Source organism: Paenibacillus sp. (assembly GCF_031177825.1).
Classification (GTDB): domain Bacteria; phylum Bacillota; class Bacilli; order Paenibacillales; family YIM-B00363; genus Paenibacillus_AE.
In genome coordinates, this window is sequence record NZ_JAPSKE010000035.1 from 33786 (window position 1) to 55503 (window position 21718).

General features: G+C 57.7%; 32 protein-coding genes and 2 pseudogenes. 2 read left to right on the forward strand and 32 right to left on the reverse strand.

Translation table 11 applies throughout. The features are described from left to right. Window positions 1–33 precede the first annotated feature (33 nt). The 9 genes and pseudogenes from truB to rimP form a co-directional block, all read right to left on the reverse strand. The gene (gene truB / locus RIN49_RS25675) at window positions 34–951 is read right to left on the reverse strand and encodes a tRNA pseudouridine(55) synthase TruB (protein ID WP_309122981.1); all 918 of its coding nucleotides are present in this window, start codon (window positions 949–951) and stop codon (window positions 34–36) included. Continuing rightward, complete coding sequence (locus RIN49_RS25680; RefSeq protein ID WP_309122982.1) at window positions 948–1943, reverse strand: DHH family phosphoesterase; 996 nt, start codon at window positions 1941–1943, stop codon at window positions 948–950. Before RIN49_RS25680 ends, truB begins: the two co-directional genes overlap by 4 nt. Continuing rightward, window positions 1940–2296: a 30S ribosome-binding factor RbfA gene (gene rbfA / locus RIN49_RS25685; RefSeq protein ID WP_309122983.1), complete on the reverse strand. Its 357-nt coding sequence runs from the start codon at window positions 2294–2296 to the stop codon at window positions 1940–1942. The genes RIN49_RS25680 and rbfA overlap by 4 nt, the downstream gene beginning before the upstream one ends. A 6-nt stretch (window positions 2297–2302) precedes the next feature. Beyond that, the gene (gene infB / locus RIN49_RS25690; RefSeq protein WP_483874285.1) at window positions 2303–5167 is read right to left on the reverse strand and encodes a translation initiation factor IF-2; all 2865 of its coding nucleotides are present in this window, start codon (window positions 5165–5167) and stop codon (window positions 2303–2305) included. Between the two features lie 108 nt (window positions 5168–5275). Then, window positions 5276–5386: pseudogene (locus RIN49_RS28945) on the reverse strand (translation initiation factor IF-2 N-terminal domain-containing protein); the annotation flags it as partial. A 23-nt stretch (window positions 5387–5409) separates the two neighbouring features. Beyond that, window positions 5410–5739, reverse strand: coding sequence for a L7Ae/L30e/S12e/Gadd45 family ribosomal protein (locus RIN49_RS25695; RefSeq protein ID WP_309122985.1), 330 nt, complete (start codon window positions 5737–5739; stop codon window positions 5410–5412). Beyond that, window positions 5736–6068, reverse strand: coding sequence for an RNase P modulator RnpM (rnpM, locus tag RIN49_RS25700; protein ID WP_138193898.1), 333 nt, complete (start codon window positions 6066–6068; stop codon window positions 5736–5738). Before rnpM ends, RIN49_RS25695 begins: the two co-directional genes overlap by 4 nt. Before the next feature lie 28 nt (window positions 6069–6096). After that, on the reverse strand, window positions 6097–7191 hold the full coding sequence (nusA, locus tag RIN49_RS25705; RefSeq protein WP_309122986.1) for a transcription termination factor NusA: 1095 nt from the start codon (window positions 7189–7191) through the stop codon (window positions 6097–6099). A 33-nt stretch (window positions 7192–7224) separates the two neighbouring features. Then, window positions 7225–7698: a ribosome maturation factor RimP gene (gene rimP / locus RIN49_RS25710; protein ID WP_309122987.1), complete on the reverse strand. Its 474-nt coding sequence runs from the start codon at window positions 7696–7698 to the stop codon at window positions 7225–7227. Between the two features lie 212 nt (window positions 7699–7910). Between rimP and RIN49_RS25715 the strand changes: the two genes are divergently transcribed. Continuing rightward, window positions 7911–8285 carry a MerR family transcriptional regulator gene (locus RIN49_RS25715; protein ID WP_309122988.1) on the forward strand — a complete coding sequence of 125 codons (375 nt, stop codon included), beginning with the start codon at window positions 7911–7913 and terminating at the stop codon, window positions 8283–8285. After that, window positions 8282–8614, forward strand: coding sequence for a thioredoxin family protein (locus RIN49_RS25720; protein ID WP_309122989.1), 333 nt, complete (start codon window positions 8282–8284; stop codon window positions 8612–8614). Before RIN49_RS25715 ends, RIN49_RS25720 begins: the two co-directional genes overlap by 4 nt. Here RIN49_RS25720 and RIN49_RS25725 read toward each other — a convergent pair. From RIN49_RS25725 to RIN49_RS25835, 23 genes and pseudogenes are all read right to left on the reverse strand, one after another. After that, complete coding sequence (locus tag RIN49_RS25725) at window positions 8577–9266, reverse strand: DUF6483 family protein (RefSeq protein WP_309122990.1); 690 nt, start codon at window positions 9264–9266, stop codon at window positions 8577–8579. The two genes, RIN49_RS25720 and RIN49_RS25725, sit on opposite strands and share 38 nt — an antisense overlap. Before the next feature lie 5 nt (window positions 9267–9271). Next, window positions 9272–9673 carry a RidA family protein gene (locus RIN49_RS25730; protein ID WP_309122991.1) on the reverse strand — a complete coding sequence of 134 codons (402 nt, stop codon included), beginning with the start codon at window positions 9671–9673 and terminating at the stop codon, window positions 9272–9274. A 12-nt stretch (window positions 9674–9685) separates the two neighbouring features. After that, the gene (locus RIN49_RS25735; protein ID WP_309122992.1) at window positions 9686–10444 is read right to left on the reverse strand and encodes a class I SAM-dependent methyltransferase; all 759 of its coding nucleotides are present in this window, start codon (window positions 10442–10444) and stop codon (window positions 9686–9688) included. Then, the gene (gene murI / locus RIN49_RS25740; protein ID WP_309122993.1) at window positions 10441–11238 is read right to left on the reverse strand and encodes a glutamate racemase; all 798 of its coding nucleotides are present in this window, start codon (window positions 11236–11238) and stop codon (window positions 10441–10443) included. Before murI ends, RIN49_RS25735 begins: the two co-directional genes overlap by 4 nt. Before the next feature lie 114 nt (window positions 11239–11352). After that, entirely contained in the window at window positions 11353–11739 is a 387-nt protein-coding gene (locus RIN49_RS25745; RefSeq protein ID WP_309122994.1) for a DUF5071 domain-containing protein, read from the reverse strand. Continuing rightward, on the reverse strand, window positions 11739–12284 hold the full coding sequence (locus RIN49_RS25750; RefSeq protein ID WP_309122995.1) for a GrpB family protein: 546 nt from the start codon (window positions 12282–12284) through the stop codon (window positions 11739–11741). Before RIN49_RS25750 ends, RIN49_RS25745 begins: the two co-directional genes overlap by 1 nt. A 22-nt stretch (window positions 12285–12306) precedes the next feature. Then, a complete protein-coding gene (locus RIN49_RS25755) occupies window positions 12307–12447 on the reverse strand; it encodes a GNAT family protein (protein ID WP_309122996.1) in 141 nt (46 codons plus the stop codon). 105 nt (window positions 12448–12552) lie between these two features. Next, window positions 12553–12804 carry a hypothetical protein gene (locus RIN49_RS25760; RefSeq protein WP_309122997.1) on the reverse strand — a complete coding sequence of 84 codons (252 nt, stop codon included), beginning with the start codon at window positions 12802–12804 and terminating at the stop codon, window positions 12553–12555. Next, the gene (locus RIN49_RS25765; protein WP_309122998.1) at window positions 12801–13238 is read right to left on the reverse strand and encodes an SRPBCC domain-containing protein; all 438 of its coding nucleotides are present in this window, start codon (window positions 13236–13238) and stop codon (window positions 12801–12803) included. Before RIN49_RS25765 ends, RIN49_RS25760 begins: the two co-directional genes overlap by 4 nt. Then, complete coding sequence (locus RIN49_RS25770; RefSeq protein ID WP_309122999.1) at window positions 13235–13609, reverse strand: glyoxalase superfamily protein; 375 nt, start codon at window positions 13607–13609, stop codon at window positions 13235–13237. The genes RIN49_RS25765 and RIN49_RS25770 overlap by 4 nt, the downstream gene beginning before the upstream one ends. Window positions 13610–13712: 103 nt before the next feature. Next, on the reverse strand, window positions 13713–14171 hold the full coding sequence (locus tag RIN49_RS25775; RefSeq protein ID WP_309123000.1) for a GNAT family N-acetyltransferase: 459 nt from the start codon (window positions 14169–14171) through the stop codon (window positions 13713–13715). Beyond that, window positions 14168–14314, reverse strand: a pseudogene (locus RIN49_RS25780) (antibiotic biosynthesis monooxygenase); the annotation flags it as partial. The gene RIN49_RS25775 and the pseudogene RIN49_RS25780, both read right to left, overlap by 4 nt. Before the next feature lie 65 nt (window positions 14315–14379). Next, window positions 14380–14841 carry an NUDIX hydrolase gene (locus RIN49_RS25785; protein ID WP_309123002.1) on the reverse strand — a complete coding sequence of 154 codons (462 nt, stop codon included), beginning with the start codon at window positions 14839–14841 and terminating at the stop codon, window positions 14380–14382. A 26-nt stretch (window positions 14842–14867) separates the two neighbouring features. Beyond that, complete coding sequence (locus tag RIN49_RS25790; protein WP_309123003.1) at window positions 14868–15293, reverse strand: GNAT family N-acetyltransferase; 426 nt, start codon at window positions 15291–15293, stop codon at window positions 14868–14870. A 30-nt stretch (window positions 15294–15323) separates the two neighbouring features. After that, window positions 15324–15866: a DUF6886 family protein gene (locus tag RIN49_RS25795; RefSeq protein WP_309123004.1), complete on the reverse strand. Its 543-nt coding sequence runs from the start codon at window positions 15864–15866 to the stop codon at window positions 15324–15326. Window positions 15867–15915: 49 nt separating this feature from the next. Next, complete coding sequence (locus tag RIN49_RS25800) at window positions 15916–16377, reverse strand: DinB family protein (protein WP_309123005.1); 462 nt, start codon at window positions 16375–16377, stop codon at window positions 15916–15918. Window positions 16378–16412: 35 nt separating this feature from the next. Next, a complete protein-coding gene (locus tag RIN49_RS25805; RefSeq protein ID WP_309123006.1) occupies window positions 16413–16943 on the reverse strand; it encodes a hypothetical protein in 531 nt (176 codons plus the stop codon). Between the two features lie 32 nt (window positions 16944–16975). Next, window positions 16976–17371: a VOC family protein gene (locus RIN49_RS25810; RefSeq protein ID WP_309123007.1), complete on the reverse strand. Its 396-nt coding sequence runs from the start codon at window positions 17369–17371 to the stop codon at window positions 16976–16978. A gap of 151 nt (window positions 17372–17522) precedes the next feature. Beyond that, complete coding sequence (locus RIN49_RS25815) at window positions 17523–18644, reverse strand: glycoside hydrolase family 88 protein (RefSeq protein ID WP_309123008.1); 1122 nt, start codon at window positions 18642–18644, stop codon at window positions 17523–17525. A 104-nt stretch (window positions 18645–18748) separates the two neighbouring features. After that, a complete protein-coding gene (locus RIN49_RS25820; RefSeq protein ID WP_309123009.1) occupies window positions 18749–19687 on the reverse strand; it encodes an acetamidase/formamidase family protein in 939 nt (312 codons plus the stop codon). Between the two features lie 2 nt (window positions 19688–19689). After that, complete coding sequence (locus RIN49_RS25825) at window positions 19690–20268, reverse strand: histidine phosphatase family protein (protein ID WP_309123010.1); 579 nt, start codon at window positions 20266–20268, stop codon at window positions 19690–19692. 72 nt (window positions 20269–20340) lie between these two features. Continuing rightward, entirely contained in the window at window positions 20341–20985 is a 645-nt protein-coding gene (locus RIN49_RS25830; RefSeq protein WP_309123011.1) for a pyridoxamine 5'-phosphate oxidase family protein, read from the reverse strand. A gap of 33 nt (window positions 20986–21018) precedes the next feature. Further along, entirely contained in the window at window positions 21019–21603 is a 585-nt protein-coding gene (locus RIN49_RS25835) for an SDR family NAD(P)-dependent oxidoreductase (protein ID WP_309123012.1), read from the reverse strand. Window positions 21604–21718 lie beyond the last annotated feature (115 nt).

Here is a 21718-nt window from a genome sequence, read left to right on the forward strand (position 1 = left end):
CGCCACTCCCCCACTCACCGAACATCCAAGAATTTAAGTAAACAGCTTTAACGGAACGAACATGTCCTCGTCCGCGTCTTTGCGATACAACCCGATCAAGCGTTCGCCGCCGTATAACCGATAGACCGCCAGGTCGTCGGCTGGTTCGGACGCCGATCGCACCGCTTTCGCGTACAGCTTCCGGCCTTGCAGCGCAGGTACGACCGCGGCTTCCGACACGTCGCCTCTCGGCAGGAACGACAGCGCCTCCCCGATCGGAAGAAGCGCTTCCCCGAGGCGCTCTTCCCCTGCGAGCCGCGCCGCCTCCGCCAGCGTGAGGCATTGCTCGCGCCGAATCGGCCCCGAGCCGGTGCGCACGAGCGCCGACATGACGGCGGGATACCCGAGGGAACGCCCCAGATCGGCGCATAACGTGCGAATATACGTCCCTTTCGAGCAGACGACGGTCATCGCTACCTTATAAAACGGTCCGTCGCGCCGAATCTCCGTAACATCGATCGAATGGATCGTCACGACCCGCGATTTCCGCTCGACCTCGAGACCGGCCCGGGCAAGCTCGTACAGCCGCTTGCCGTCCACCTTCACGGCGGAGTACATGGGCGGCGTCTGTTCGATCTCGCCGACGAATCGCCCCGCCGCGGCGCGAATGTCCGCTTCCGTCAGATCGACCGCTTCGACGCGCTCCACCACCGCGCCGGTCGCGTCCTCGGTATCTGTCGCGTATCCGATCGTCATCTCGGCTTCGTACGTCTTCGGGAGCTCTTGCAAATACTCGACGATGCGCGTCGCCCGCCCCAAACAAAGCGGAAGCACGCCGGACACCTCAGGATCCAGCGTGCCCGTATGACCGATGCGCTTCATGCGAAACAGCTTTCTCGCCTTCGACACGCAATCGTGCGATGTCATGCCGACGTCCTTCCACAACGGAAATACGCCTTCCCATTCCGTCATAACCGTTCCTTCACCGCTTCCACCACACGCCGGATCGCTTCGTCCAACGTACCGTTGATCGTGCACCCCGCCGCGCGCACATGGCCGCCGCCGCCGAGCGTCTTCGCAAGACTCGAGACGTTCACCAAGCCCGCGGAGCGAAGGCTCACCTTCACATTGCCGGGAGCCTTCTCCTTGAACAGCAAGCCGACCTCGACGCCTGCCACGTTCCGCGGCAGGTTCACGAGTCCTTCGGTATCTTCGTCCGCGGCTCCGACGGCGTCGAGCGTATCGCGCGTCACCGACAGCCACCCGATCTTGCGATCCTCCGTGAACGACAGCGTCGACAGCGCCTCCTTCAGCAGAAGCATCTGCGCGTACGTCATCGTCTCCAGCAGCTGCTCGGCGAGAACGGCGCCTTCGGCCCCGTGCCGAAGCATCCGCTCGGCTACCGCCATGACATCGGGCGTCGTATTGGAATACCGGAAGCCGCCCGTGTCCGTCAGCAGCCCGGCATAGATACAGGTGGCCAGCGGCTTCGTCCATTCGATGCCGAGCGTCTCCGCCAGCTCATAGATAATCTCGACCGTCGCCGCGGCCGAAGGCTTGACCACGTTATGCGTGCCGAAGCCGTCGTTCGTCGGATGATGGTCGATATTCAGAAGAAGCCTAGATTCCGCGAAAAGGGTATGTACCCCGCCGATCCGCTCGAAATCCGCGCAATCGACGGCGATGACGCGTTCGAACCGCCGGTTTGGCGCCGATCGACCGTAGTCGATGATCGGCTGCCCGCCCAGCAGTCCCGCGTACTTATCCGGCGTTCTGTCTTCGTTGATCAACGTATAGGACTTGCCCAGCGCCTTCAAAATGAAACCGATGGCGCCCGTCGAGCTGATCGCGTCGCCGTCCGGCGACAGGTGAGAGACGACGAGAAAGTCGTCTCCCTCCCGGAGGAACTCCGCCGCTTGGCGGAGCGCCTCGCGATAGCTGTCCTCATGAAACGTTACGCTCATGGACGATCCGCCTCTTGGTTGATCGTACCCAACAGCTTCTCGATCTTGCTGCCGTATTCGATCGAACTGTCGAAGTGAAACAGGAGGTCCGGGACGTGGCGAAGGCGCATCCGCTTGCCGAGCTCGGTGCGAAGGAAGCCCTTGCCGCGGGACAGCGACTTGAGCGTCGTCTCCTTCTGCTCCTCGTTGCCCAGCACGCTGATGAACACCTTGGCTTGCGACAAGTCGTTCGTCACGTCCACGCCGGTCACCGTCACGAAACCGATGCCCGGATCCTTCCAATCGAATTGGATGATATGGCTAAGCTCTTTCTTAAGCTGCTCGCCCACCCGTCCGACACGCACCTTGGCCATGCGTCATCACCTCTCTACGGTTTCCATCACGAACGCTTCGATGATGTCTCCCTCTTTCACGTCGTTGAACTTATCGATGCCGATGCCGCACTCGTAGCCTTGCGCGACTTCTTTCGCGTCGTCCTTGAACCGCTTGAGGGAGTCCAGCTTGCCTTCGTGTACGACTACGCTGTCCCGAATGACGCGCACTTCGGCGTTCCGGGCGATCTTGCCTTGCGTGACCATACACCCTGCAATGGTGCCCACTTTCGTGATTTTGAATACGTTGCGGACTTCCGCCTGACCGATGACGACTTCCTTGAAGATCGGGTCGAGCAACCCTTTCATCGCGGATTCGATCTCGTCGATCACGTTGTAGATGATGCGGTGCTGACGAATGTCCACGCCTTCCTGATCGGCGGTCGCTTTCGCGGCCGGCTCCGGACGAACGTTGAAGCCGATGATGATCGCGTTCGAAGCCGATGCGAACGTGACGTCCGATTCGGTGATGGCGCCGACGCCCGTATGCAGAATGCGCACGCGCGCGCCCTCCACGTCGATCTTCGCGAGCGAGCCTTTCAGCGCCTCGACGGAGCCTTGCACGTCGCCCTTGATGATGACGTTCAGTTCCTTCAGATCGCCTTCCTTGATCTTGCTGAACAAGTCGTCGAGCGTCACCTTCGTGTTCGCTCCGAAATCCGCTTGACGCTGCTTGGACGTCCGGGACTCGGCGATTTCGCGCGCCTTCCGCTCGTCTTCGAACACCATGAACGGATCGCCGGCTTGCGGCACTTCCGTCAGACCGGTAATTTCGACCGGCGTCGACGGTCCGGCTTCCTTCACGCGGCGGCCCTTGTCGTTGACCATCGCCCGAACGCGGCCGAAGTTGTTGCCGATGACGAGCGCGTCGCCGACCTTCAGCGTGCCGTTCTGCACGAGTACGCGAGCCACGGCGCCTTTGCCCTTGTCGAGCTCGGCTTCGATGACCGTACCGCGCGCCCGCTTGTTCGGGTTCGCTTTGTATTCTTGCACGTCCGCTACGAGGAGAATCATCTCCAGCAGCGTATCGAGATTCTGGCGTTGCTTCGCGGAGATGTTCACGAAGATCGTGTCGCCGCCCCACTCTTCCGGCACGAGTTCGAACTCCGTCAACGCTTGCTTGATCTTATCCGGATCCGCGTCCGGCTTGTCGATCTTGTTCACCGCGACGATGATCGGCACGTTCGCCGCTTTCGCATGCGAGATCGCCTCTTTCGTCTGCGGCATGACGCCGTCGTCGGCAGCGACGACAAGAATCGTAATGTCCGTGACTTGAGCGCCTCGTGCGCGCATCGACGTGAACGCTTCGTGGCCCGGCGTATCGAGGAACGTAATTTTCCGGTTGTTGACTTCAACCTGGTACGCGCCGATATGCTGCGTAATGCCGCCGGCTTCGCCTTCGACGACGTTCGCTTCGCGAATCGCGTCGAGCAGCGTCGTCTTGCCGTGGTCGACGTGACCCATGATCGTGACGACCGGCGGGCGCTCTTCCAAGTCCGCTTCGTCGTCCGTCTCGACGATCTCGTCGTAGTTGTCGATTTCTTCCGCGATTTTCACATCGACTTCGACGCCGAATTCGCCGGCGAGCAGTTGAATGATATCGAGGTCGATCTCTTGGTTGATCGTCGCCATCGTGCCCATGAACAGCAGCTTCTTGATGACTTCGGAAGCGTCTTTATGAAGCAGCTTCGCCGCATCGCCGACCGTCATATTGCCGCGGACGATGATCTTCTTCGGCGTATTGTCGACCTTCGGACGCGCGGACTGCTGGCCGCGGTTGTTCTTGCCGCCCTTGCCGCCCTTGCGCCGGTTCCGACCCTTGCCGTCGCTGAACTCGCCCTCCATGAATCGGGACGTACGATCGCGATCGCGTTCCTTGTCCTTGTCGCGATCTCGCTCGCGCGTCGGTTGCGGTTGCGTCCGGTTATCGACCGGAGGCGCCGGAATTTTCGCCGCGCCGCCGAATCGGCCGCCGCCGCCGCCGGGACGACCGCCGCCGGGACGACCTGGACCGCCGCCGCCTTGCGGACGATTGCCGTAGCCGCCGCCGCCTTGCGGGCGGTTAGCGCCGTAGCCGCCGCCCTGCGGACGGTCGCCTTGCGGACGGTTACCGCCGTAGCCGCCGCCTTGCGGGCGGTCGCCTTGCGGGCGATTGCCGTAGCCGCCGCCTTGCGGACGGTCGCCCTGCGGGCGATTGCCGTAGCCGCCGCCTTGCGGACGGTCGCCTTGCGGGCGATTGCCGTAGCCGCCGCCTTGCGGACGGTCGCCTTGCGGGCGATTGCCGTAGCCACCGCCTTGCGGACGGTCGCCTTGCGGGCGATTGCCGTAGCCGCCGCCTTGCGGACGGTCGCCCTGCGGGCGGTTGCCGCCGTAACCGCCTTGCGGACGGTCGCCCTGCGGTCGGTCGCCTTGCGGGCGATTGCCGCCGTAACCGCCTTGCGGACGGTCTCCCTGAGGACGGTTGTTATACGGACGATCGCCTTGCGGGCGATTGTTGTACGGTCTGTCGCCCTGCGGACGATTGTTGTACGGACGGTCGCCTTGCGGACGATCCCCTTGCGGACGGTCGCCTTGCGGACGATCCCCTTGCGGGCGCTCGCCTTGCGGACGATCCCCTTGCGGGCGCTCGCCTTGCGGACGATCCCCTTGCGGACGTTCGCCCTGCGGACGATCGTTCTGCTGTTGACGTTCGCCCTGCGGACGATCGTTCTGCTGTTGACGTTCGCCCTGCGGACGATCGTTCTGTTGTTGGCGTTCGCCTTGCGGACGCTCGTTCTGCGTTCCGGATCGCTCATTCGACGTCCGGTTGTCGTCTCTTCCTCGAGACGGTTGATTTCTCGTGCTAGTTGCCACTGACGCACCCCCGCTGCTCGCTCCAGACCCTTGGCTATGGGTCTCCGCTGCTCGTTTCGCTGCGGCGTTCGCCTTGACGTCCTTAAAGAACTTCTCGACCGCATTCACCGCTTTGTCTTCCATTACGCTCATATGATTATTGACCGGCAAATCCAGCCGTTTCAAAATCGTAATAATCTCTTTACTGCTCATGTTTAAAGATTTTGCATATTCGTACACTCTTAACTTGTTATCAGCCTTGCTCAAAGAAACTCCACCTCCGCATGATTTGCCAAGCTCTTGCGGACAAGCTCGGATAATCCCTTATCCGTGACGGCGACCACCACCCGATCCGCTTTACCGATGCTTTGCCCTAATTCCTGACGGTCGAACGCGAGGCTGAACGGGACGCCGTAAAAATCGCACTTATCCCGATACTTCTTCTTCGCGTTGTCCGATGCATCGTTCGCTACGAATACAAGAAGCGCCGTGCGGCTGCGAACCGCCTTCATCACGCCTTCGTCTCCGCTCTCCAGCTTCCCCGCCCGCAGCGCGAGCCCAAGATAAGACAACGTTCGTTCCCGGTCGTTCATCCGGTCGGTTCGCCTTCTTCCTCGTCGTCGGGCAAGGTCGCTTGATAAGCGCGGAACTCGTCTTCCACGCGGATGAATTCCTGCGCCAACGTATCGTATACTTCGTCGCCGACCGTCACCTTCAGCGCCCGGTCGAGCGCGCGGCTTTTCTTCGCTAAGGCAAAGCAGCGGACCTTCCCGCATAAATACGCGCCCCGGCCGGACTTCTTGCCGGTGATGTCGATGAGCACCTCGCTCTGCGGCGTGCGGACGACGCGAATCAATTCCTTCTTCGGCTTGCCTTCTTGACATGCGACGCATTTCCGCAGCGGTACGCGCCGAACTCTCACGACGATCACCTCCTTAGGGCGTTATTCGTTAATCGAAGCTGACGGAATCCTGCGGCAGCGCTTCGTCGGTACGCGGACGGCCGAATTCCTCTTCCGCCTGCGTTTCGCTCTTGATATCGATCTTCCAGCCGGTGAGCTTCGCCGCGAGTCTCGCGTTCTGCCCTTTGATACCGATCGCCAGCGACAGCTGATAATCCGGCACGATGACGCGAGCCGTCTTCTCGTCCTCGAGCACCTTCACTTCGACGACCTTGGACGGGCTCAGGGCGTTCGCCACGAACTCATCCACGTTCTCGCTCCAGCGGACGATATCGATCTTCTCGCCGCGAAGCTCGTTCACGATCGTCTGGACGCGGGCGCCCTTCGGACCGACGCAGGAGCCTACCGGATCGACGTCCTCGTTCCGCGAGTGAACCGCGATTTTCGAACGGAATCCCGCTTCGCGAGCGACCGAACGAATCTCGACGACCCCGTCGTAAATCTCGGGCACCTCGAGCTCGAACAGCCGTTTCAGCAAACCGGGATGCGTTCGGGACAATACGATTTGAGGACCTTTGGTCGTGTTTTCCACGCGGGTGATGTACCCCTTGATCCGATCGTTCAGCTTGAACTTATCCGTCGGCATCATCTCGGCGAGCGGCATGACCGCCTCGACCTTCCCGAGATCGACGTACAAATTGCGCGTATCGAGCCGCTGTACGATCCCGGTGACGATGTCTTCTTCCTTATCGACGAAAGCGTTATAAATAAGTCCTCGCTCGGCCTCGCGAATGCGCTGCGTAACGACCTGCTTCGCGGTTTGGGCCGCGATCCGGCCGAAGTCGCGCGGCGTCACTTCGATCTCGACGATGTCGTCGATCGTGTAATTCGGGTTTATCTCCCTAGCGGCGTAAAGCGAGATTTCCATACGCGGGTCGAGCACCTCGTCGACGACCGTCTTGCGCGCGTAGACGCGAATGACGCCGGTCAACCGGTTGATATCCACGCGCACGTTCTGCGCCGTATTGAAATTCCGTTTATAGCTGGAGATGAGGGCCGCTTCGATCGCCTCGAGCAGCACCTCTTTGCCGATTCCTTTATCCCTCTCGATTTCCGCCAACGCCTCGATAAAATCCGTATTCATTGGAAAGTCATTCCCCCTCTCGCGAGTCTTGCCTTAGAAAATAATCGTCAAACGAGCGCTGGCGATCCGATCCGCGCCGAACGTAACGTCCTTCGCTTTGCCCTTCTTGCCCGCCTTCACCGTGACCGTCTCGCCGTCGTACGCGACGAGCGGACCTTCGAACTCTTTCATTCCTTCTATCGGCTCGTACGTCGTAATATAGACGTCCTTGCCGACCGCCCGTCGGAAATCTTCGGGCTTCTTGAGCGGGCGTTCGGCGCCCGGGGAGGAAACCTCCAGTATGTAAGCGTCCGGAATCGGATCGTTCTTATCCAATTGTTCGCTTAAATATTCGCTGACTCGTCCGCACTCGTCGATGTCGATGCCGCCTTCCTTGTCCACGTATACCCGCAAAAAGCGGTTCCCGCCCTCGGAAACATACTCTACATCGACAAGCTCGAAGCCCTCCCTGTCCAGGAACGGCGTCACCATATCGGCAACCGTCTGTTGCACTCCCGCTGCGCTCACAATCGAACCTCCTCTATAGGAAAACGTAAAGAGTGGGTTTCCCCACTCTCCAATGTTCGCAGTATCGACATCATCACTTGAAAAGTATACCACAAGCGGAAAGTGCGCACAAGAGGGAGGATGAAAGGCCGTTTTCAAAAAATAATCGTTGACCTTCACATCAATGGTAGGGTTTATTATGAGAAAAGACGATCGCATGGAGGCATCGCGGCATGAAAATCGGAGATTTGTCCAAGAAGACCGGCGTCAGTCTGCGTTCGCTCCGGTATTACGAAGAGCAGGGCTTGCTTCAACCGGAGCGAAGCGAGAATGGATACCGGCTATACAGCCCGTTCGCCGTCGACCAAGTACGCACGATTCAACTTTATCTTCGGCTCGGCTTATCGACCGAACAAATCGCCGGGTTTCTGCATTGCGTCATGAAAAATAAAGAAGCCTTCTGCCGCGAAATCATGCCCGTCTACGAAACCAAATTACGCGAAATCGACGAACAGATCGCTTCGTTGACCGCGATCCGATCGAATCTGATCGAGCGGATCGAAGCCATACGCGGCGAATCCGCGTCGACGAAAGGAGAAATCCCATGAGCATTCCGCATCTGACCGCGGATTCGTTCCGTGCCGCGGCTGCCGCACCGGGGCTGACCCTGATCGAATTTACGGCGCCGTGGTGCCCCCCTTGCAAGGCGCTGCTCCCGATTCTCGAGGAGCTCTCGCAGGAGGAACGCGACGCCGCGATTTACCAAGTGAACGTCGACGACGATCCGGAGCTAGCTTCCGAATTCGGCGTCATGGGCATGCCGACCGTGTTCCTCTTCCGCTCCGGCGAGCCGCTCGAGAAGCTGGTCGGCTTTCGCCCGAAGTCTGTGTATGCCGCCGTTATTCGGAAGCACGCGGCGGAGCGAACCGTCTCGTAAAATCGTCGAGCCCTTCCCGCACCTCTTCCGCGGGGAGGGCTCCTTGCGCGAGAAGCGCTTCGTCCATTCGCAGCAGCCGCTCGTAAAACTTCTCCCCCTGATCGTAGACGGTAGCGTACGCAACGTCCGAAACGCGCTCCATCGCGTCGAACCACCGATTTTCCGCTTCGTCGAACCGGCCGTACGCTTCGAAGGCATACGCCAAAGCGATGCACGCATCCGGTCCGAATCCCCTTCGATCCGCCTCTGCAAGCATGGAGGCGAGTTGTTCCGCCTCCGGCAGCGCCGTCCTCTGCATTCGGCAAATCCGAACCGCCTCGGCATAGATGCGAATCGCTTTATTCAACGAGGCGGACGCGGCTTCAAGCTCGCCCTCGTCGCGCGCTACGCCGGCTTCCTCGCGAAGCACCTTGGAGACGCCGATCAGCTTGTCCGTATTCACGACCCCGCGCTGCGTCAACAGGTCGATCACGTCGGGGACGGACAATCCCTTCAACACTTGGCGATTCGGCAGCGACAAACGGTGCAGCAGATCGTCGAGCGCTTCATAAGCGGCTTCGAACTTCTTCTGTTGACGAAGCCCGATCGCCGCGGCGAACGCTTCCGTCATCTGCCCGATCATCCGGAGCAAATAATCGTCTCGTTGGAACACGACCGCTACTCCTTCCGGCGATCGTCGACGATCGCCTGCGCCTCGATCTCGACAAGCAGCTCCGGATCGATCAGCGCCTTCACTTCCACCATCGTCGAGACCGGCCGCACGTCTCGGAACGCCTCCCCGTGCGCGCGGCCGATCTCCTCCCACCTGGACATATCCGTAACGAACATCCGGGTCCTCACGACGTCCGCCAGACTGCCGCCCAGCTCCTGCAGCGACCGTTCCACGATGCCGAGGATGTGCTTCGTCTGCAGATAGGCGTCTCCCTTCCCGACGACTTCGCCGTCTTGCATCGCGGTCGTCCCGGCCACCTCGATCACGGAACCGACCCGAATCGCGCGGCTGTATCCGACGATCGGCTCCCAAGGGGAACCCGTGCCTACGCGCCGCCGCTCCTCCATCGTACCGCCTCCCTAGACTTGTCCGTAAAACACTTCCGTCTCGTACTCGAACGCGATAAAGCCGTCCCGGGACGTCCGGGCGAACAACTCGTCCAGCGCCGCCATCAACGGTTCGTAATTCGCCTCGCCCGGTAGCGGGCAATACGAGGAAGAGAGCGTGCGTCCCTTCAACCCTTCCAAATCGTATGGCTGGCGGTGTCGGAATACGGCCTTCTCGTATTCGCCTTCCTTAAAGAACGATACGAAATGTTCATGCTGTATGTTTTTATGATTTACCTTCTCGTAATCGTGACCGTAGCGCTTCAACGACGCGTCGTACTCGACCGCGAAGTCGTCGGTATCGGTCAATCTGCGATTCCAGACCAAAGCCGTATACCCGCCCGGCTTCAAGATGCGCCCGAATTCCCGCTTGACGCGCGGGATATCGAACCAATGGAACGCTTGTGCGGAGACGATACCGTCCACGGCGTCATCCGCCAGCGACGTCTCCTCGGCCGAGCCGTCCGTCGAGCGGTAACGTTCGTAGGACGACAAGGCGGCCTCCGCGGCACGGCGCATGTCCGGATTCGGCTCCACCGCGACGACGGAGCTGCCTCGTTCCAACAACAGCTTCGTAAATATTCCCGTCCCCGCCCCGATATCCGCGATCGATTCCGCTTCGCCGAATCCGAGCCGTTCGTACAGGAAATCGATCGCTTCGACCGGATACCCCGGCCGGTAACGGACGTAATTGTCCACGCGATCGCTGAATCGCTGTTTACTATCGCTCATGCGCGCGCCTCCTCGTCTTTCGCCATAAGGGCGTAAAGCTTCAATGCGGTTTCCAGCTTCCGGACGTACGATTCGCTTCCATCGGAGCTAACGAAGCGGACGTCCCCCCGTTCGATTTCGGATGCCGTCGTCCTGCCAAGCACCTCTAGGAGACGATTTACCGTGCCGCGGCTCCCGTCGACCAGACGGATATGTTTCGGAAGCAATGCGCGAAGCGCCTTCCGATAAAACGGGAAATGCGTACAGCCGAGCACGATCGTTCCGTACTCCTCTAATTGGAAGCCGCGGAACGCCTTGCGGAAATACGCATCGACGTCCTCGCCCTCGAACCGAAGTCCTTCGCATAATTCCACGAGGCCGGGCAGCGGCAAGGAATCCACGATCGCTTGATCGTCTACCCGGTTAATCAACTCATGATACTTCGACTCCCGAAGCGTCAGCGGCGTCGCCGTAACGAGCACCCTGCGTCCGGTGTTGCGATTCCACTCGACGGCCGGCTTCACCGCCGGCTCCATCCCGATCACGGGAATCGAGTATGCCGCTCGTATGTCCTGTATGGCGATGCTCGTCGCCGTATTGCACGCGATGACGATCGCGCTCACCCGCTCCGGCTGCTCCATAATGTGCCGAATCGATGTCATCACGCAATCCTTCACGACTTCCTTCGGCTTCGTTCCATATGGGACGTGCAGCGTATCCGCATAGTATAGAAAGTTCTCCCCGGGCAACCGCTCTCTGGCCTCATGCAGCACCGAGAGCCCGCCCATCCCGGAATCGAATACCGCGATCGACATTGTAACGTTCCCCCGACGTTCAGAATCCTCTCTCCCTACTTTACGCGAAATCGGGCGATTTGCAACCGCCGCCGGCGACGTCCGCGAGAAAACCCTTCCGCGTCACGTTTCGCCTTAGAGCCAGCGCGCTAACATGTCCTCCGCAAGCTCGTCGACGCCTTCCTCCAGATCGGACTCCGACGCGCTCATCGCGAGCGTCAGCAAGTCCGGCGCCAACTCCAAGGCGATATCTTTCGGCATATCGGCGACGAGACGCTCCAGTACGGCCGCCTTCCATCGGGCGTCGCCGCCCTTCAAGATCGACCGGATCGGAACGACGAGCGCGTATTCCAACGGCAGCAGCGCCGCGGCCGCCTCCTCGCTCCCGGCGTCTCCCGTCTTCAGCCAAGCGAGCAGGGCCGGAATATGCGGTTCGAGCCGCTCCGGCTCCCATGCGCGAAGCGCCGCCCATCGTTCTCGGTCTTCCGCGCTGCGAGGCCAATATTCGTCTTCGTTGTTCATTATAAATCCGACTCCCCCGGCGCCCATCCCGTCGCTTGACTCCAACGCGACGCCCTGCGCATGATGTCCCAGATCATCGGCTCCTTCGCATCCACGTACGAATCGCGATCGAGGCGGAACCGCTGCGCCTGCTCGCGCTTCATCGCCGCGTACCCTCCCGCCTCCTCGGGGTTGCTCCGAAGATAGTCGCGGAACAGCAGCGCGAACTGCTCCGACCAGCTGCCCCGGACGCGCATGTGGATATGCGTTCGATCCATCCCCGGCGACTCCCGAAAGTAACGCTTCGTTCGATCGGGATTATCCGCGCGCCACGTATACCCGATGCCGATCATCCGTTCCGCGTAAGCCTCTGTCGGTTCCAAGCGATCGACCGACACTTGGATGTCGATGATCGGCTTCGCAGCCAGCCCGGGCACTGCGGTCGACCCGATATGGTCGATCCGGATCGCCGCCTCGCCTAGCGCTCGTCGCACCTGCGAACCGATCGTCCGGAATTGTTCCGGCCAGTCGGGAGAGTACGGCACGATCTCGATCGGAACCTTCACGCCGCGACCGCCTCCATCCTCGTTACTCCAACATCTCGTTCCGAAGCACCATATGGATATGGTCCTCCCATACGCCATTGATCTTTAAATACTTCTTCGCCATACCTTCTCTGTATAAGCCTAGCCTCTCAACCTCGCGCAGCGACGCCGCATTCCGAGGCATGACGTTCGCCTCGACGCGATGAAGCGTATCCGTATCGAAGGCGAACCGACGATCGCCTCGACCGCTTCCGTCATGTACCCTCTTCCGGTTTCGCGTTCATCCATTTTATACCCGAGGCGGCAAGATTGAAAGCTGCCTCTCATGATGTTGCTGAGCTCTGCCTTCGCGCCGCTGCTCCGCCTCGTCGATCAACGCTTCGCGATGAGACTCCAGCTTATGGTATAACGGAGTCCGAATCGGCTCCCACGGCTGTAGGAACGTACGGTTGCGCACCGCGTAATCGAGAGACAGCTCGGCTTCGTCCGCTTGCAGCGGTCGCGGCGTCAGACGCGCCGTACGGATTTCCAACGCGTTCATGGCCGAGCCTTTCGTTCAACCTCCGCAAGCGCCTGTCCGACGCGAGTGGAGACGTCTTCCCAATGCCGCTTCATCGCTTCTCTCGTCGCGGCGTCGGCGAGCCGATCTTGATGGAAGCTAATCGTCGTCTTGTCCGGCGACGCCTCGATCGTACGCACCTGTACCGTCGAGGACCGCTCCCACTCCGGCTTCCGCCACCCCAGTCTCACGTTGACCCGTTCGTTGACGACGCGGAACTCGCATCGGACGCCGTCTCTCGCCTCGAACGCGACGCCTGCCCCCGCCCGCCTAGGCGCGTCCGCATCCAACCACACGCTCATGCCTTCCGGCGATACGAGCCATAGCCAGGCGACTTCCAGCGGGACGGGCCACGTCCTTCTGACGCCGACTTGGTATCCGGCGTCGGCGGTTTTCCCCTTCTCCGCGGACGTCATGATCGGGGCTTCTCCCACTCGTAGAACACAATGCGGTTGCCGAACGGGTCGGACAGGCGGAGCTCCTTCGCTCCCCAGGGGGCGGATTCCAACCCCGGACGGGCGTACGGATATCGCTTCTCCAGCAGCTCTCGTTGGTATTGTTCGAGACCGGTCGTCTCGATCCGAATCGCACCGCCCGGCGTGCAATCGCCGTAATGCTCGGACAAATGGATCTTCGCCGCGCCCTTGGAGAGCTGAAGATATAACGGCAGGTCCGGCTCGAACCGATGCTCCCAGTCCACCTGAAAGCCTAGGAACTCAACATAAAATTGTTTCGCCTTGCCTTCGTCGAACATTCGGAAAATCGGAATGATCGAATGCGTCTCCATTCGGAGCCCTCCTCATGATCGATATGGAAATCCCGAACTTCCTTCATTTCCTGAGCAATCGCAGCATGCGATCCGTTTCGCTCATTTTCGACACTCGAAACCTCTATATGGAAAGAAAATAATCGATAAATTCCGTCTCCCGCACGTACCCGTTCCGCTCGTACAGGCGTTGAGCGACCGCATTATCGACCGCCGTCGAAAGCGCCAGCCCTTTCGCCCCCGTCTCCGCGGCATGCGCTTTCGCTCGATCCAGCAAACGCTGCGCCGCGCCTCTTCCGCGTTGTTCTTCCGACACGAACAAGTCGTTGAGAATCCAAACTCGCTTCATCGAGATCGACGAGAACGTCGGGTACAACTGCGTAAACCCTAGAATTCGGCCGTTCTTCGCGTCCGAAGCGAGGAAGATCGCGGACTCTTTCCGCTCAAGACGTTCCGTAAGATACGCGGCGGCACCCGCAAGATCGGAGCTCTGTCGGTAAAATTGTCGGTACTCGTCAAACAGGACGGCCACGTCCTCTACGTCCGCGAGGCCGGCTTGCCGGACTACGATGTCCTCGCTCATTCGGATCCACCCTCGCCGATCGGAACGGAAACATAATGCTCGACCGTCGGGAACGGATCGTAATGATCGTGCAGCAGCTTCTTCCATTCCGCATATGGTTCGGAGCCTCTGAACCCGACCGTGTGGTCCTCCACCGTTTCCCATTTAAACCTTTCGATGAACGCCTCGTCCATCCCGGGTTTCACTTGCAACATTACCGCTTCGAGTATCAAATCGTCCGCCTCCCGCCATTGCGATATACTTCTAGATGTTCCACATATCCTTGACCGATCGGTTGCGGAAGTCGGTCCAGATCGAAAAACCGCAAATCGCGAGTTTCCCCATGGTCGATCTTCAGACTGCCGGAATACTGGTCCGTCCGGAACAACGCCGTGACGGCGTAAAACTCGTCGCCGTTCGCGATTTTCCGATAATACGCCTTCCCCGAGAACACATCGACCAACGACAGCTCGCCCAGCGCCAATCCCGTCTCCTCGTACACCTCGCGGCGCGCCGTCTCTTCGAACGACTCGCCCAACTCCATTAATCCTCCCGGCAATCCCCAGGTTCCGTCATGTCGCGATTGCAAGAGAACTTCTCCGCCTGCGTTCGCGATGACGACCGTCGCCCCCGGCAGCAATAACGGACGGTGGCCTACAAGCTTCCTTACTTCTTTGTAATATTCCGCCATTGCGTCCCCTTCCCCGACGGGTTCCGTCACTCTGCCGCTCGGTACGTGCAGCGATATCGTTCCACGCCGGGATACCGCTCTCCCAAGCTCTCGATTTCGAAGCCGATCCGGCGGTAGAACTCAACCGCCTCTTCATCCGTCTCCGCTGCAACGAGGCGCGGCTTCGCCATCTCGATCAGCTCCAGAATCTGTCCTCGCCCGAAGCCGGCCCCTCTGCATTCCGGCTTGACGGCCAGATGCCGGATCAAGAGATCGTCCCCGCCATCCATGCGTTCGAAGCCGATGACGCCGACGATCTCCTCTTCGGATTCGTATCCGTACAGTCGCAGCTCGGGGTTATTTTCGTATTCGGCCACGACTTGTTCTAACCGCTCCGGGTCCGGGAAGACGCAAGTTTCCAGGATCTCGACGATCTCTTGCTCGCGAACCCGATGATTAATAGGCTTCAACAAGAATGCTCACTCCAATGGTTTCGTTAGTCGTTACCCGCTCGCCGGAGACGCCGACTCCGGCATCCCCTTCGCGTTTCGCAACCGGATCATCGAGAAATCGTCGATCGTGGAGCTCAGTATTTTCTCCCGAAGCGGAACGAGACTGGGCGTGAACCGAAGCTCGGCGCCCCATCTCATAATCTGTTTCACTAAGTTGCCGACGGGCTCCACGTCGATCGGCTCCACGGTCGTCTTCGCGATGTAATACCCTGCGATATCGTCGTACAACTCGAAGTTCGCCGCTTTGAACGTATAGCGATATAGGACGGTTTCGTTCATACGGTCCCACCACCCGTTCTCCGTAACGATCACCGTGTCGGCGGTCGTGTCGGAGAAGAAGCGCTCTCGGTCCTCGTCGCTCATCGTTTCCGATTTTCGATAGATAATACGAGGACATTCCCTCGGGAAGAAATAATTCACGGCGTGTTGCTCGTCGATCGCCCATACGACCTCGGAAGACGCATCCCCCCGCTCCGCTCTGCGCGGAACGAACGTCTGAATATCCGGATCTTCGCTGAAATGATATAGAAGCATAAGTCACATCCTTCTCTCCGGTGTGTCGTCCCGCGTCTGCGGAACGGCTCTAAGTTCGGTTCGCGAACGCTTCGATCTGTTTCATGTGATGCCGGTCATGCCCGATGAAATCCTTCAAGTACGTCTCTACCGTGAACGGATTTCCGTCTCCGTCCGCGCAGGCTTCGGAAAATTTCGATTCGTCTTGCGCTTCGATTTCGCGAACGAGTTCCGTACGGACATATTTGGCGAGACGAATAAGCTCTTCTTTCGGCAGCGACTTCCCGAGTTCGACGGCGCTGCGATTAAATTCATCGTAGTTGAGGTGTACGACCGTCGCCGGATCGCCCTTGGAGATCGGCTCGATGGCTTCTTTGAGGAAATAGTTATCCCAGAAGTAGATATGACACACGACGCCATGTATGTTCCATTTCCCCTCGCTAAGCGGTTGTTCCCAGTCCAATGCGGCGATTCGGTCGACGAATGCGTTCCATTCGGCGAATTGCTTCAGCAATTCGTTCTTGACTGTCAACTCTATCCCCTCCTCGGGACCCGAAACTTTTGATTTCAATTTAATAAACCCCTTATCTCCTCGATCCCTTTTAGAGCTCTGCTATTTAAGGATTTTTTGTCTTTAATGGAGGCTTGCGATAACTCATGACCCGGATCCAGCACTAACGGACCCGACATGATACTTTCAAACAGACGAACCGTTACCTTGCATGCTTCGAATAAAAGATCTCTTGAAACCACATTTCTACAGGCTTGAATGATTCGGATTATCCCTTCGGCATACATAAGCTTTACAAGACTGTCGGCACTCATCGTATTCCTTGCGGCGAAGGCGACGACCTTTTCGAGAATGGTACTGTCTTGATAACTTCTCGAGAGCGCTTCTAAGTGGATTACCGCATCCCAATTCCGAATCGACAACTCCTTCGCATGCATCATGACGAATTCTTCGCACCAAGCGACTTCGACTTCCCTCGGAATGTTATATCCCTTATACTCGTCCAAGTCCCCTTCGCGATACATTCGGGAGTGGCTTCCATGGTAAGTAAAAAATAATTGTTTCGCTCTGGATTCTTGATCTTCCATTATGGATCACAACCTTGCATACATTCTTTCTGTCAGTCCCCAAGTCGTTGCGTCGCGACGGACCAGAGGTTCCCTGCGAAATCCTTGAATGTCCCTCTCCGATCCGGATCCCCGTCTCGTTCCCTTGGCGCTTCCACCGAGACGCAGCCCAGTTCCAAAGCTCTGCGGAACGTCTCGTCTACATTCGGCACATACACATGCAGCAATAATGGATTGGGCGGGAAAAACTCGGAAGCGTCGCCGATCATGACGACCGAATCGTCAATCCGGACTTCAATATGCATAATGGTGCCGTCCTCCGCATCGTAACGTCTAAGGACTTGAGCGTGGAATAACTCCGCTAATAAATCGACGAGTTTCTGAGCTCCATTCACCACGAAGTAAGGGGACACCGACGTGTAACCGACAGGCTTGTGACTATTGACCATGCGTTTCCCTCCCGCTCCTCGTTCTTCCGAGGTACATATCACCATGGTGATTATACCATTTATCTCCTGCCGAATACAGAATGTTTGTTCGATAGACAAGGGAGAAAAAAAGACCCCTGACTCGGCTCCGTCAGGGATCTTCTTCGCTCGATTATTCGTACCAATACCCCTTATGACCTTTCTCCAGACGCATGAGCGCTTCTAAGTAGTAGTAGTCGCCCCAGATCATATAATCGTCCGGCGCATTCCCTCCGCGTACGCTGTACGAGCCTCTCTCGATGAACCCCTGCGCGTCGGGTTTCGACATCGTCGAATAGGATTGCACTAATCCCTTCAGGGAACGATGCGCCCCCTCCTCAAGCCAGTTTCTGTCGGCGTTCGCTTCCGGAAGATGCGATAAGATTTGCAAGATGCCGCAGGCCGCGATGGCGGAAGCCGAGCTGTCCCGTTTCGTCTCCGGCGTTACCGGGGCGTCGAAATCCCAATAGACGACATCGTCTTCCGGCAGCCGCTCGAGGAAATACTTCGCCAACCGAATCGCCGTCTCGAGGAACAGCGGATCGTTCGTATAATGATAAGATAACGCAAATCCATAGATGCCCCACGCTTGCCCGCGCGTCCATGTCGAACCGTTCGCGTACCCTTGGTGCGTTCCGCCCTTCAACGCTTCGCCTGTCTGTTGGTCGAAATAGAACGTGTGATAAGACGAGTCGTCGCCGCGAACGAGGAATCGCCGACTTTGCTCGGCATGCTTCACAGCCGCATCGTAGTACTTCTTCTCTCCCGTCTGCCCGTAGGCCCAGTACAGCAAGGGCAAATTCATTAAGCAGTCGATAATGATGCGCCCGCCGTTATGCTCGTCGCCCTCGGGCCCCCAAGCTTGAAGGATTTGCGTCTTCGTCCGCCAGCGCTTCATCAGCGTATCAGCCGCTTGAAGCGTCAATGCCTTCGCCGCTTCGTCCTTCTCGATCATCCACTGCGCCTTCGACGAGAGCGAATAGAGGAAGCCGATATCATGGTGATCCAAGGAAATATGCCGCTCCAGCCGCCGACGGAAGCTGTCTACCGTCCTCGCGGCGGCGTCGCGGAACTCCCGCTCCCCCGTGTATTCGTAACAGAGCCACAGGATCCCCGACCAAAATCCGTCCGTCCAATCGGTATTGTCGTTCAACAGGTACTGGTCGTCCTTGCTGACATGAGGGAACCGGTCCCCGAACCGCTCCATATTGACTCTCGTCTTCGCTACCGCGTCCTCGATCGCTGCCTTCCACATGCGACTCTCTCTCCCTTACCGTCAATTGCATCCAGTGTAACAGACGGGCCGGCGAAATATTTACGCTAGGTTGCCTGAAAATGTAGCTCTGTTGCAATCTCGGATTACTTCAAGATCCCATGCGGCAAGCAGGCGTGAACGCCCTTCACCCCGTTCACGATCTGCGTAATGCGTAAGTCGACGACCGAACTTCCTAACGCCATCGCCTCTACACGATTGAGGCCATATAACTCGCCCATCAGATGCAGCATCCCGTCCAGCGCTTGAACGGTCGCTTCGTCGAGATCCTCATGAAAGCCGAACGTAATCCAACCTGCCGGCGTATTCGCCCGAGGATTCGTCAGCGGCGCGCCTTTCGAGACATGAACCGTGATCTCAACCGCTTCCATAGGACATTCGATCGCCTGACAGCTGATTTCCCCGTCGCCCTGCGCCGCGTGTCCGTCGCCGATCGCAAGGTATGCCCCGTCGACGGGGACGGGTAAGTACAGCTTGCTTCCTTTCACGAGCTCTTTGCAATCGATATTGCCGCCGCAAAATCGGGGAGGCCAGGTCGTATGAATTCCCGTGTCTTCGGGAGGCATTCCGATGACGCCCATGAAAGGTCGTAACGATACCGCGAAGGCTTTCCCGTTGATATCGCAAGCGCCCGTCATCGCAGCGTTATCCAGTTTCCAGTCAAGGATGATTTCCTCGTAGTCGGTGAGCTGCAGCTTCCGATTTTGCCAGTTCGGATATTGGCCGGCTGAGGTAAATCCATAGGATCCAGGGATGATTTCATTGAATTGGATTTCCAGCGTATCACCCCGCTTCGCGTCGTCGATTAAGATCGGACCGATTAACGCATGACCGCCGTCGATCTTTTCCCTTCTGGAAAATGGTTTCCTCCGATCCGCGTTGCTTTCTCCCGTTCCCCAGCCTGCGTCGAGCGTCTCGAAACGAATCGTGTCCCCGGACGATACGGAGACGATCGGGGTCGCTTCTCTCGTGAACGAACCGATCAGCGATTGCTGCTTCAATTCGATCCGGTGCATCGCCGCCATCGTCAAGCCCCCTCCCACAATCGGTCGATCTTGTGCAGTCGTCCGTCAACGAACGTCATCTTATAAATATCCGGCTTCGAGGTACGGTTCCAGAACTCGAATCCATAGGAAGGATCGTAATAATTCATAATGATGGTCATGATGTTCCCGTGCGTGCCGATCGCGACGTTCTTCCCCTCGTATTCCTTGAGGAGGGTTCGAATGACGGGGATCGCTCTCTCTTGCGCCTGTCTCGTCGATTCTCCGCCTTCAAGCGCAAAGTCCGGATCTTTGAACGACTTCTCGATCGCGGCGAGCAGTTCCTCCCAAGGCGCTTGATAGTCCAACCCTTTAATAGGTCGCTCCCGCAGTTCTTCGTATTCGATAATCGGCAAATTGTTACGCTCCGCTAAACGCTGCACCGTCTGTTTCGCCCTGACGTAGCTGCTCGAAACAATGCCGTGAATCGCTTCCGACTCTAATCGATCCGCGACTTTCCTCGCTGCTTCGAACCCTTCCTCCGACAAGCCTCTCGATCGTTCTTCTCCGAATACGAATGGAGATTCGGCATGCCGTATCATATAGATTTGGGTGATGCTCATAGGTTCGTCATCTTCTCCTTCGTTTCGTTTACACGTTAAGTCTTCCTCTGCTTCAACAGCCATTCGAACAATTTAGTACAACCGTTTGGTATAGCTTTCGTTTAAGGATTGTTGGACTTCCCCTTCAGTAATTTGTATTTTATCGCCCACATGCGCGGCAATGATTCTAGCAGCCGAAGGTACGTCGCTCCTGGACAACCATCGCCCTGGATCCCATAAACCGGAACGCTTGAAAGCCTTCCCGCAATGCATGTAGCATTCCTCGATCGCGACGCCGATGCCCAGGAGCGGAAGCTTTCCGTTCGCGGCGGTTTTGTCGAGAAGCTCTTGATCTCGGCTAACGCATGCCTTGCCGTTCACGCGGAAAGTTTCTTCCAGACCGGGGATCATAAAGATAATCCCAACGTTAGGATTCGTCAAAATATTTCTGATCGAGTCCATCCGTTTATTCCCCGGTCTCTCCGGTATGAAGATGTGTTTCTCGTCGATTACATGTACGAAGCCTGCTTCGTCCCCTCTCGGAGATGCATCGCATTCCCCTTCTTGATTCGAAGTCGCTATGACGATGAACGGGGACTTTTTAATAAAATCTATACTATGAATATCCAATGAATGAATGACCTTTATCGCCGCGAACTTGCTAGGATACCCTATTTCGGAACGAGAGGCTTCCAGCTCGTCAAGCGTTTCGATTCGATTCTTGAATATGTTCTCCATCTCCTCTATGAATCAGCCGATATTTTCCCTTACTTACAATCTAACGATTTCTCCGGTTTTCACCTTACCTAATAAGGAGATAATTTCTTTGGCGACCGTATCTGTCTCCTTTAATTTCCCTTGGAGCTTCTGGGCCGCGAAATAATCCGATAGTCCGATACCCGCTTCCCTTGCAGTCGCTTGCATGGAAGTGTCCATCATCCCGGGATCGACCGCAACGATACTTGCCGGGTTTTCTCCGACTTGCTCCAATGCGGCGCATTTCGTGAGCATATCCAATCCGGCTTTGGCCGAGCCATACAAGCTCATTCCTCCGGCAGGGAACTGCGCTGAAGCCGAAGTGATGTTCACGATATTGCGCTTTTTCGCGCTTGCCGAAGTCAACCGGAGAAAAGTAGATTGGAGTACTGCGGGAGAAGTAAGGTTTATATTTATGTTCCTGACGATATCTTCATCCGAGTATCTCGATAAATCCGTAAGAGGGGATACTGTCGCGGCATTATTGATCAAAGTGATCGTTCCCGCTTCAGCCAATGGGATACCGGAGAGGATCTCTTGTAGACCTTTACTGGCCTCTTCCGGAGACGCTAGATCGATCGGGCAATACGGGTCTGTCAAGAATTTTGTGTAAACACTCCTAAAAGAAAATCTATGGACCGCTTAAGGTAGATGAGGTCCAATTCGGTCGGGGAAGAAGACTGAAAGCTGCAGCAGAATCTGTCCCCAGTTTTGG

Coding starts and splice junctions, on each gene's coding strand:
- truB (WP_309122981.1), bottom strand. CDS start 951: ATGACGGAATGGGAAGGCGTATTTCCGTTGTGGAAGGACGTCGGCATG.
- RIN49_RS25680 (WP_309122982.1), bottom strand. CDS start 1,943: ATGAGCGTAACGTTTCATGAGGACAGCTATCGCGAGGCGCTCCGCCAA.
- rbfA (WP_309122983.1), bottom strand. CDS start 2,296: ATGGCCAAGGTGCGTGTCGGACGGGTGGGCGAGCAGCTTAAGAAAGAG.
- RIN49_RS25695 (WP_309122985.1), bottom strand. CDS start 5,739: ATGAACGACCGGGAACGAACGTTGTCTTATCTTGGGCTCGCGCTGCGG.
- nusA (WP_309122986.1), bottom strand. CDS start 7,191: ATGAATACGGATTTTATCGAGGCGTTGGCGGAAATCGAGAGGGATAAA.
- RIN49_RS25715 (WP_309122988.1), top strand. CDS start 7,911: ATGAAAATCGGAGATTTGTCCAAGAAGACCGGCGTCAGTCTGCGTTCG.
- RIN49_RS25720 (WP_309122989.1), top strand. CDS start 8,282: ATGAGCATTCCGCATCTGACCGCGGATTCGTTCCGTGCCGCGGCTGCC.
- RIN49_RS25730 (WP_309122991.1), bottom strand. CDS start 9,673: ATGGAGGAGCGGCGGCGCGTAGGCACGGGTTCCCCTTGGGAGCCGATC.
- RIN49_RS25735 (WP_309122992.1), bottom strand. CDS start 10,444: ATGAGCGATAGTAAACAGCGATTCAGCGATCGCGTGGACAATTACGTC.
- murI (WP_309122993.1), bottom strand. CDS start 11,238: ATGTCGATCGCGGTATTCGATTCCGGGATGGGCGGGCTCTCGGTGCTG.
- RIN49_RS25745 (WP_309122994.1), bottom strand. CDS start 11,739: ATGAACAACGAAGACGAATATTGGCCTCGCAGCGCGGAAGACCGAGAA.
- RIN49_RS25755 (WP_309122996.1), bottom strand. CDS start 12,447: ATGCCTCGGAATGCGGCGTCGCTGCGCGAGGTTGAGAGGCTAGGCTTA.
- RIN49_RS25760 (WP_309122997.1), bottom strand. CDS start 12,804: ATGAACGCGTTGGAAATCCGTACGGCGCGTCTGACGCCGCGACCGCTG.
- RIN49_RS25765 (WP_309122998.1), bottom strand. CDS start 13,238: ATGACGTCCGCGGAGAAGGGGAAAACCGCCGACGCCGGATACCAAGTC.
- RIN49_RS25770 (WP_309122999.1), bottom strand. CDS start 13,609: ATGGAGACGCATTCGATCATTCCGATTTTCCGAATGTTCGACGAAGGC.
- RIN49_RS25775 (WP_309123000.1), bottom strand. CDS start 14,171: ATGAGCGAGGACATCGTAGTCCGGCAAGCCGGCCTCGCGGACGTAGAG.
- RIN49_RS25785 (WP_309123002.1), bottom strand. CDS start 14,841: ATGGCGGAATATTACAAAGAAGTAAGGAAGCTTGTAGGCCACCGTCCG.
- RIN49_RS25795 (WP_309123004.1), bottom strand. CDS start 15,866: ATGCTTCTATATCATTTCAGCGAAGATCCGGATATTCAGACGTTCGTT.
- RIN49_RS25805 (WP_309123006.1), bottom strand. CDS start 16,943: ATGGAAGATCAAGAATCCAGAGCGAAACAATTATTTTTTACTTACCAT.
- RIN49_RS25810 (WP_309123007.1), bottom strand. CDS start 17,371: ATGGTCAATAGTCACAAGCCTGTCGGTTACACGTCGGTGTCCCCTTAC.
- RIN49_RS25815 (WP_309123008.1), bottom strand. CDS start 18,644: ATGTGGAAGGCAGCGATCGAGGACGCGGTAGCGAAGACGAGAGTCAAT.
- RIN49_RS25820 (WP_309123009.1), bottom strand. CDS start 19,687: ATGGCGGCGATGCACCGGATCGAATTGAAGCAGCAATCGCTGATCGGT.
- RIN49_RS25825 (WP_309123010.1), bottom strand. CDS start 20,268: ATGAGCATCACCCAAATCTATATGATACGGCATGCCGAATCTCCATTC.
- RIN49_RS25830 (WP_309123011.1), bottom strand. CDS start 20,985: ATGGAGAACATATTCAAGAATCGAATCGAAACGCTTGACGAGCTGGAA.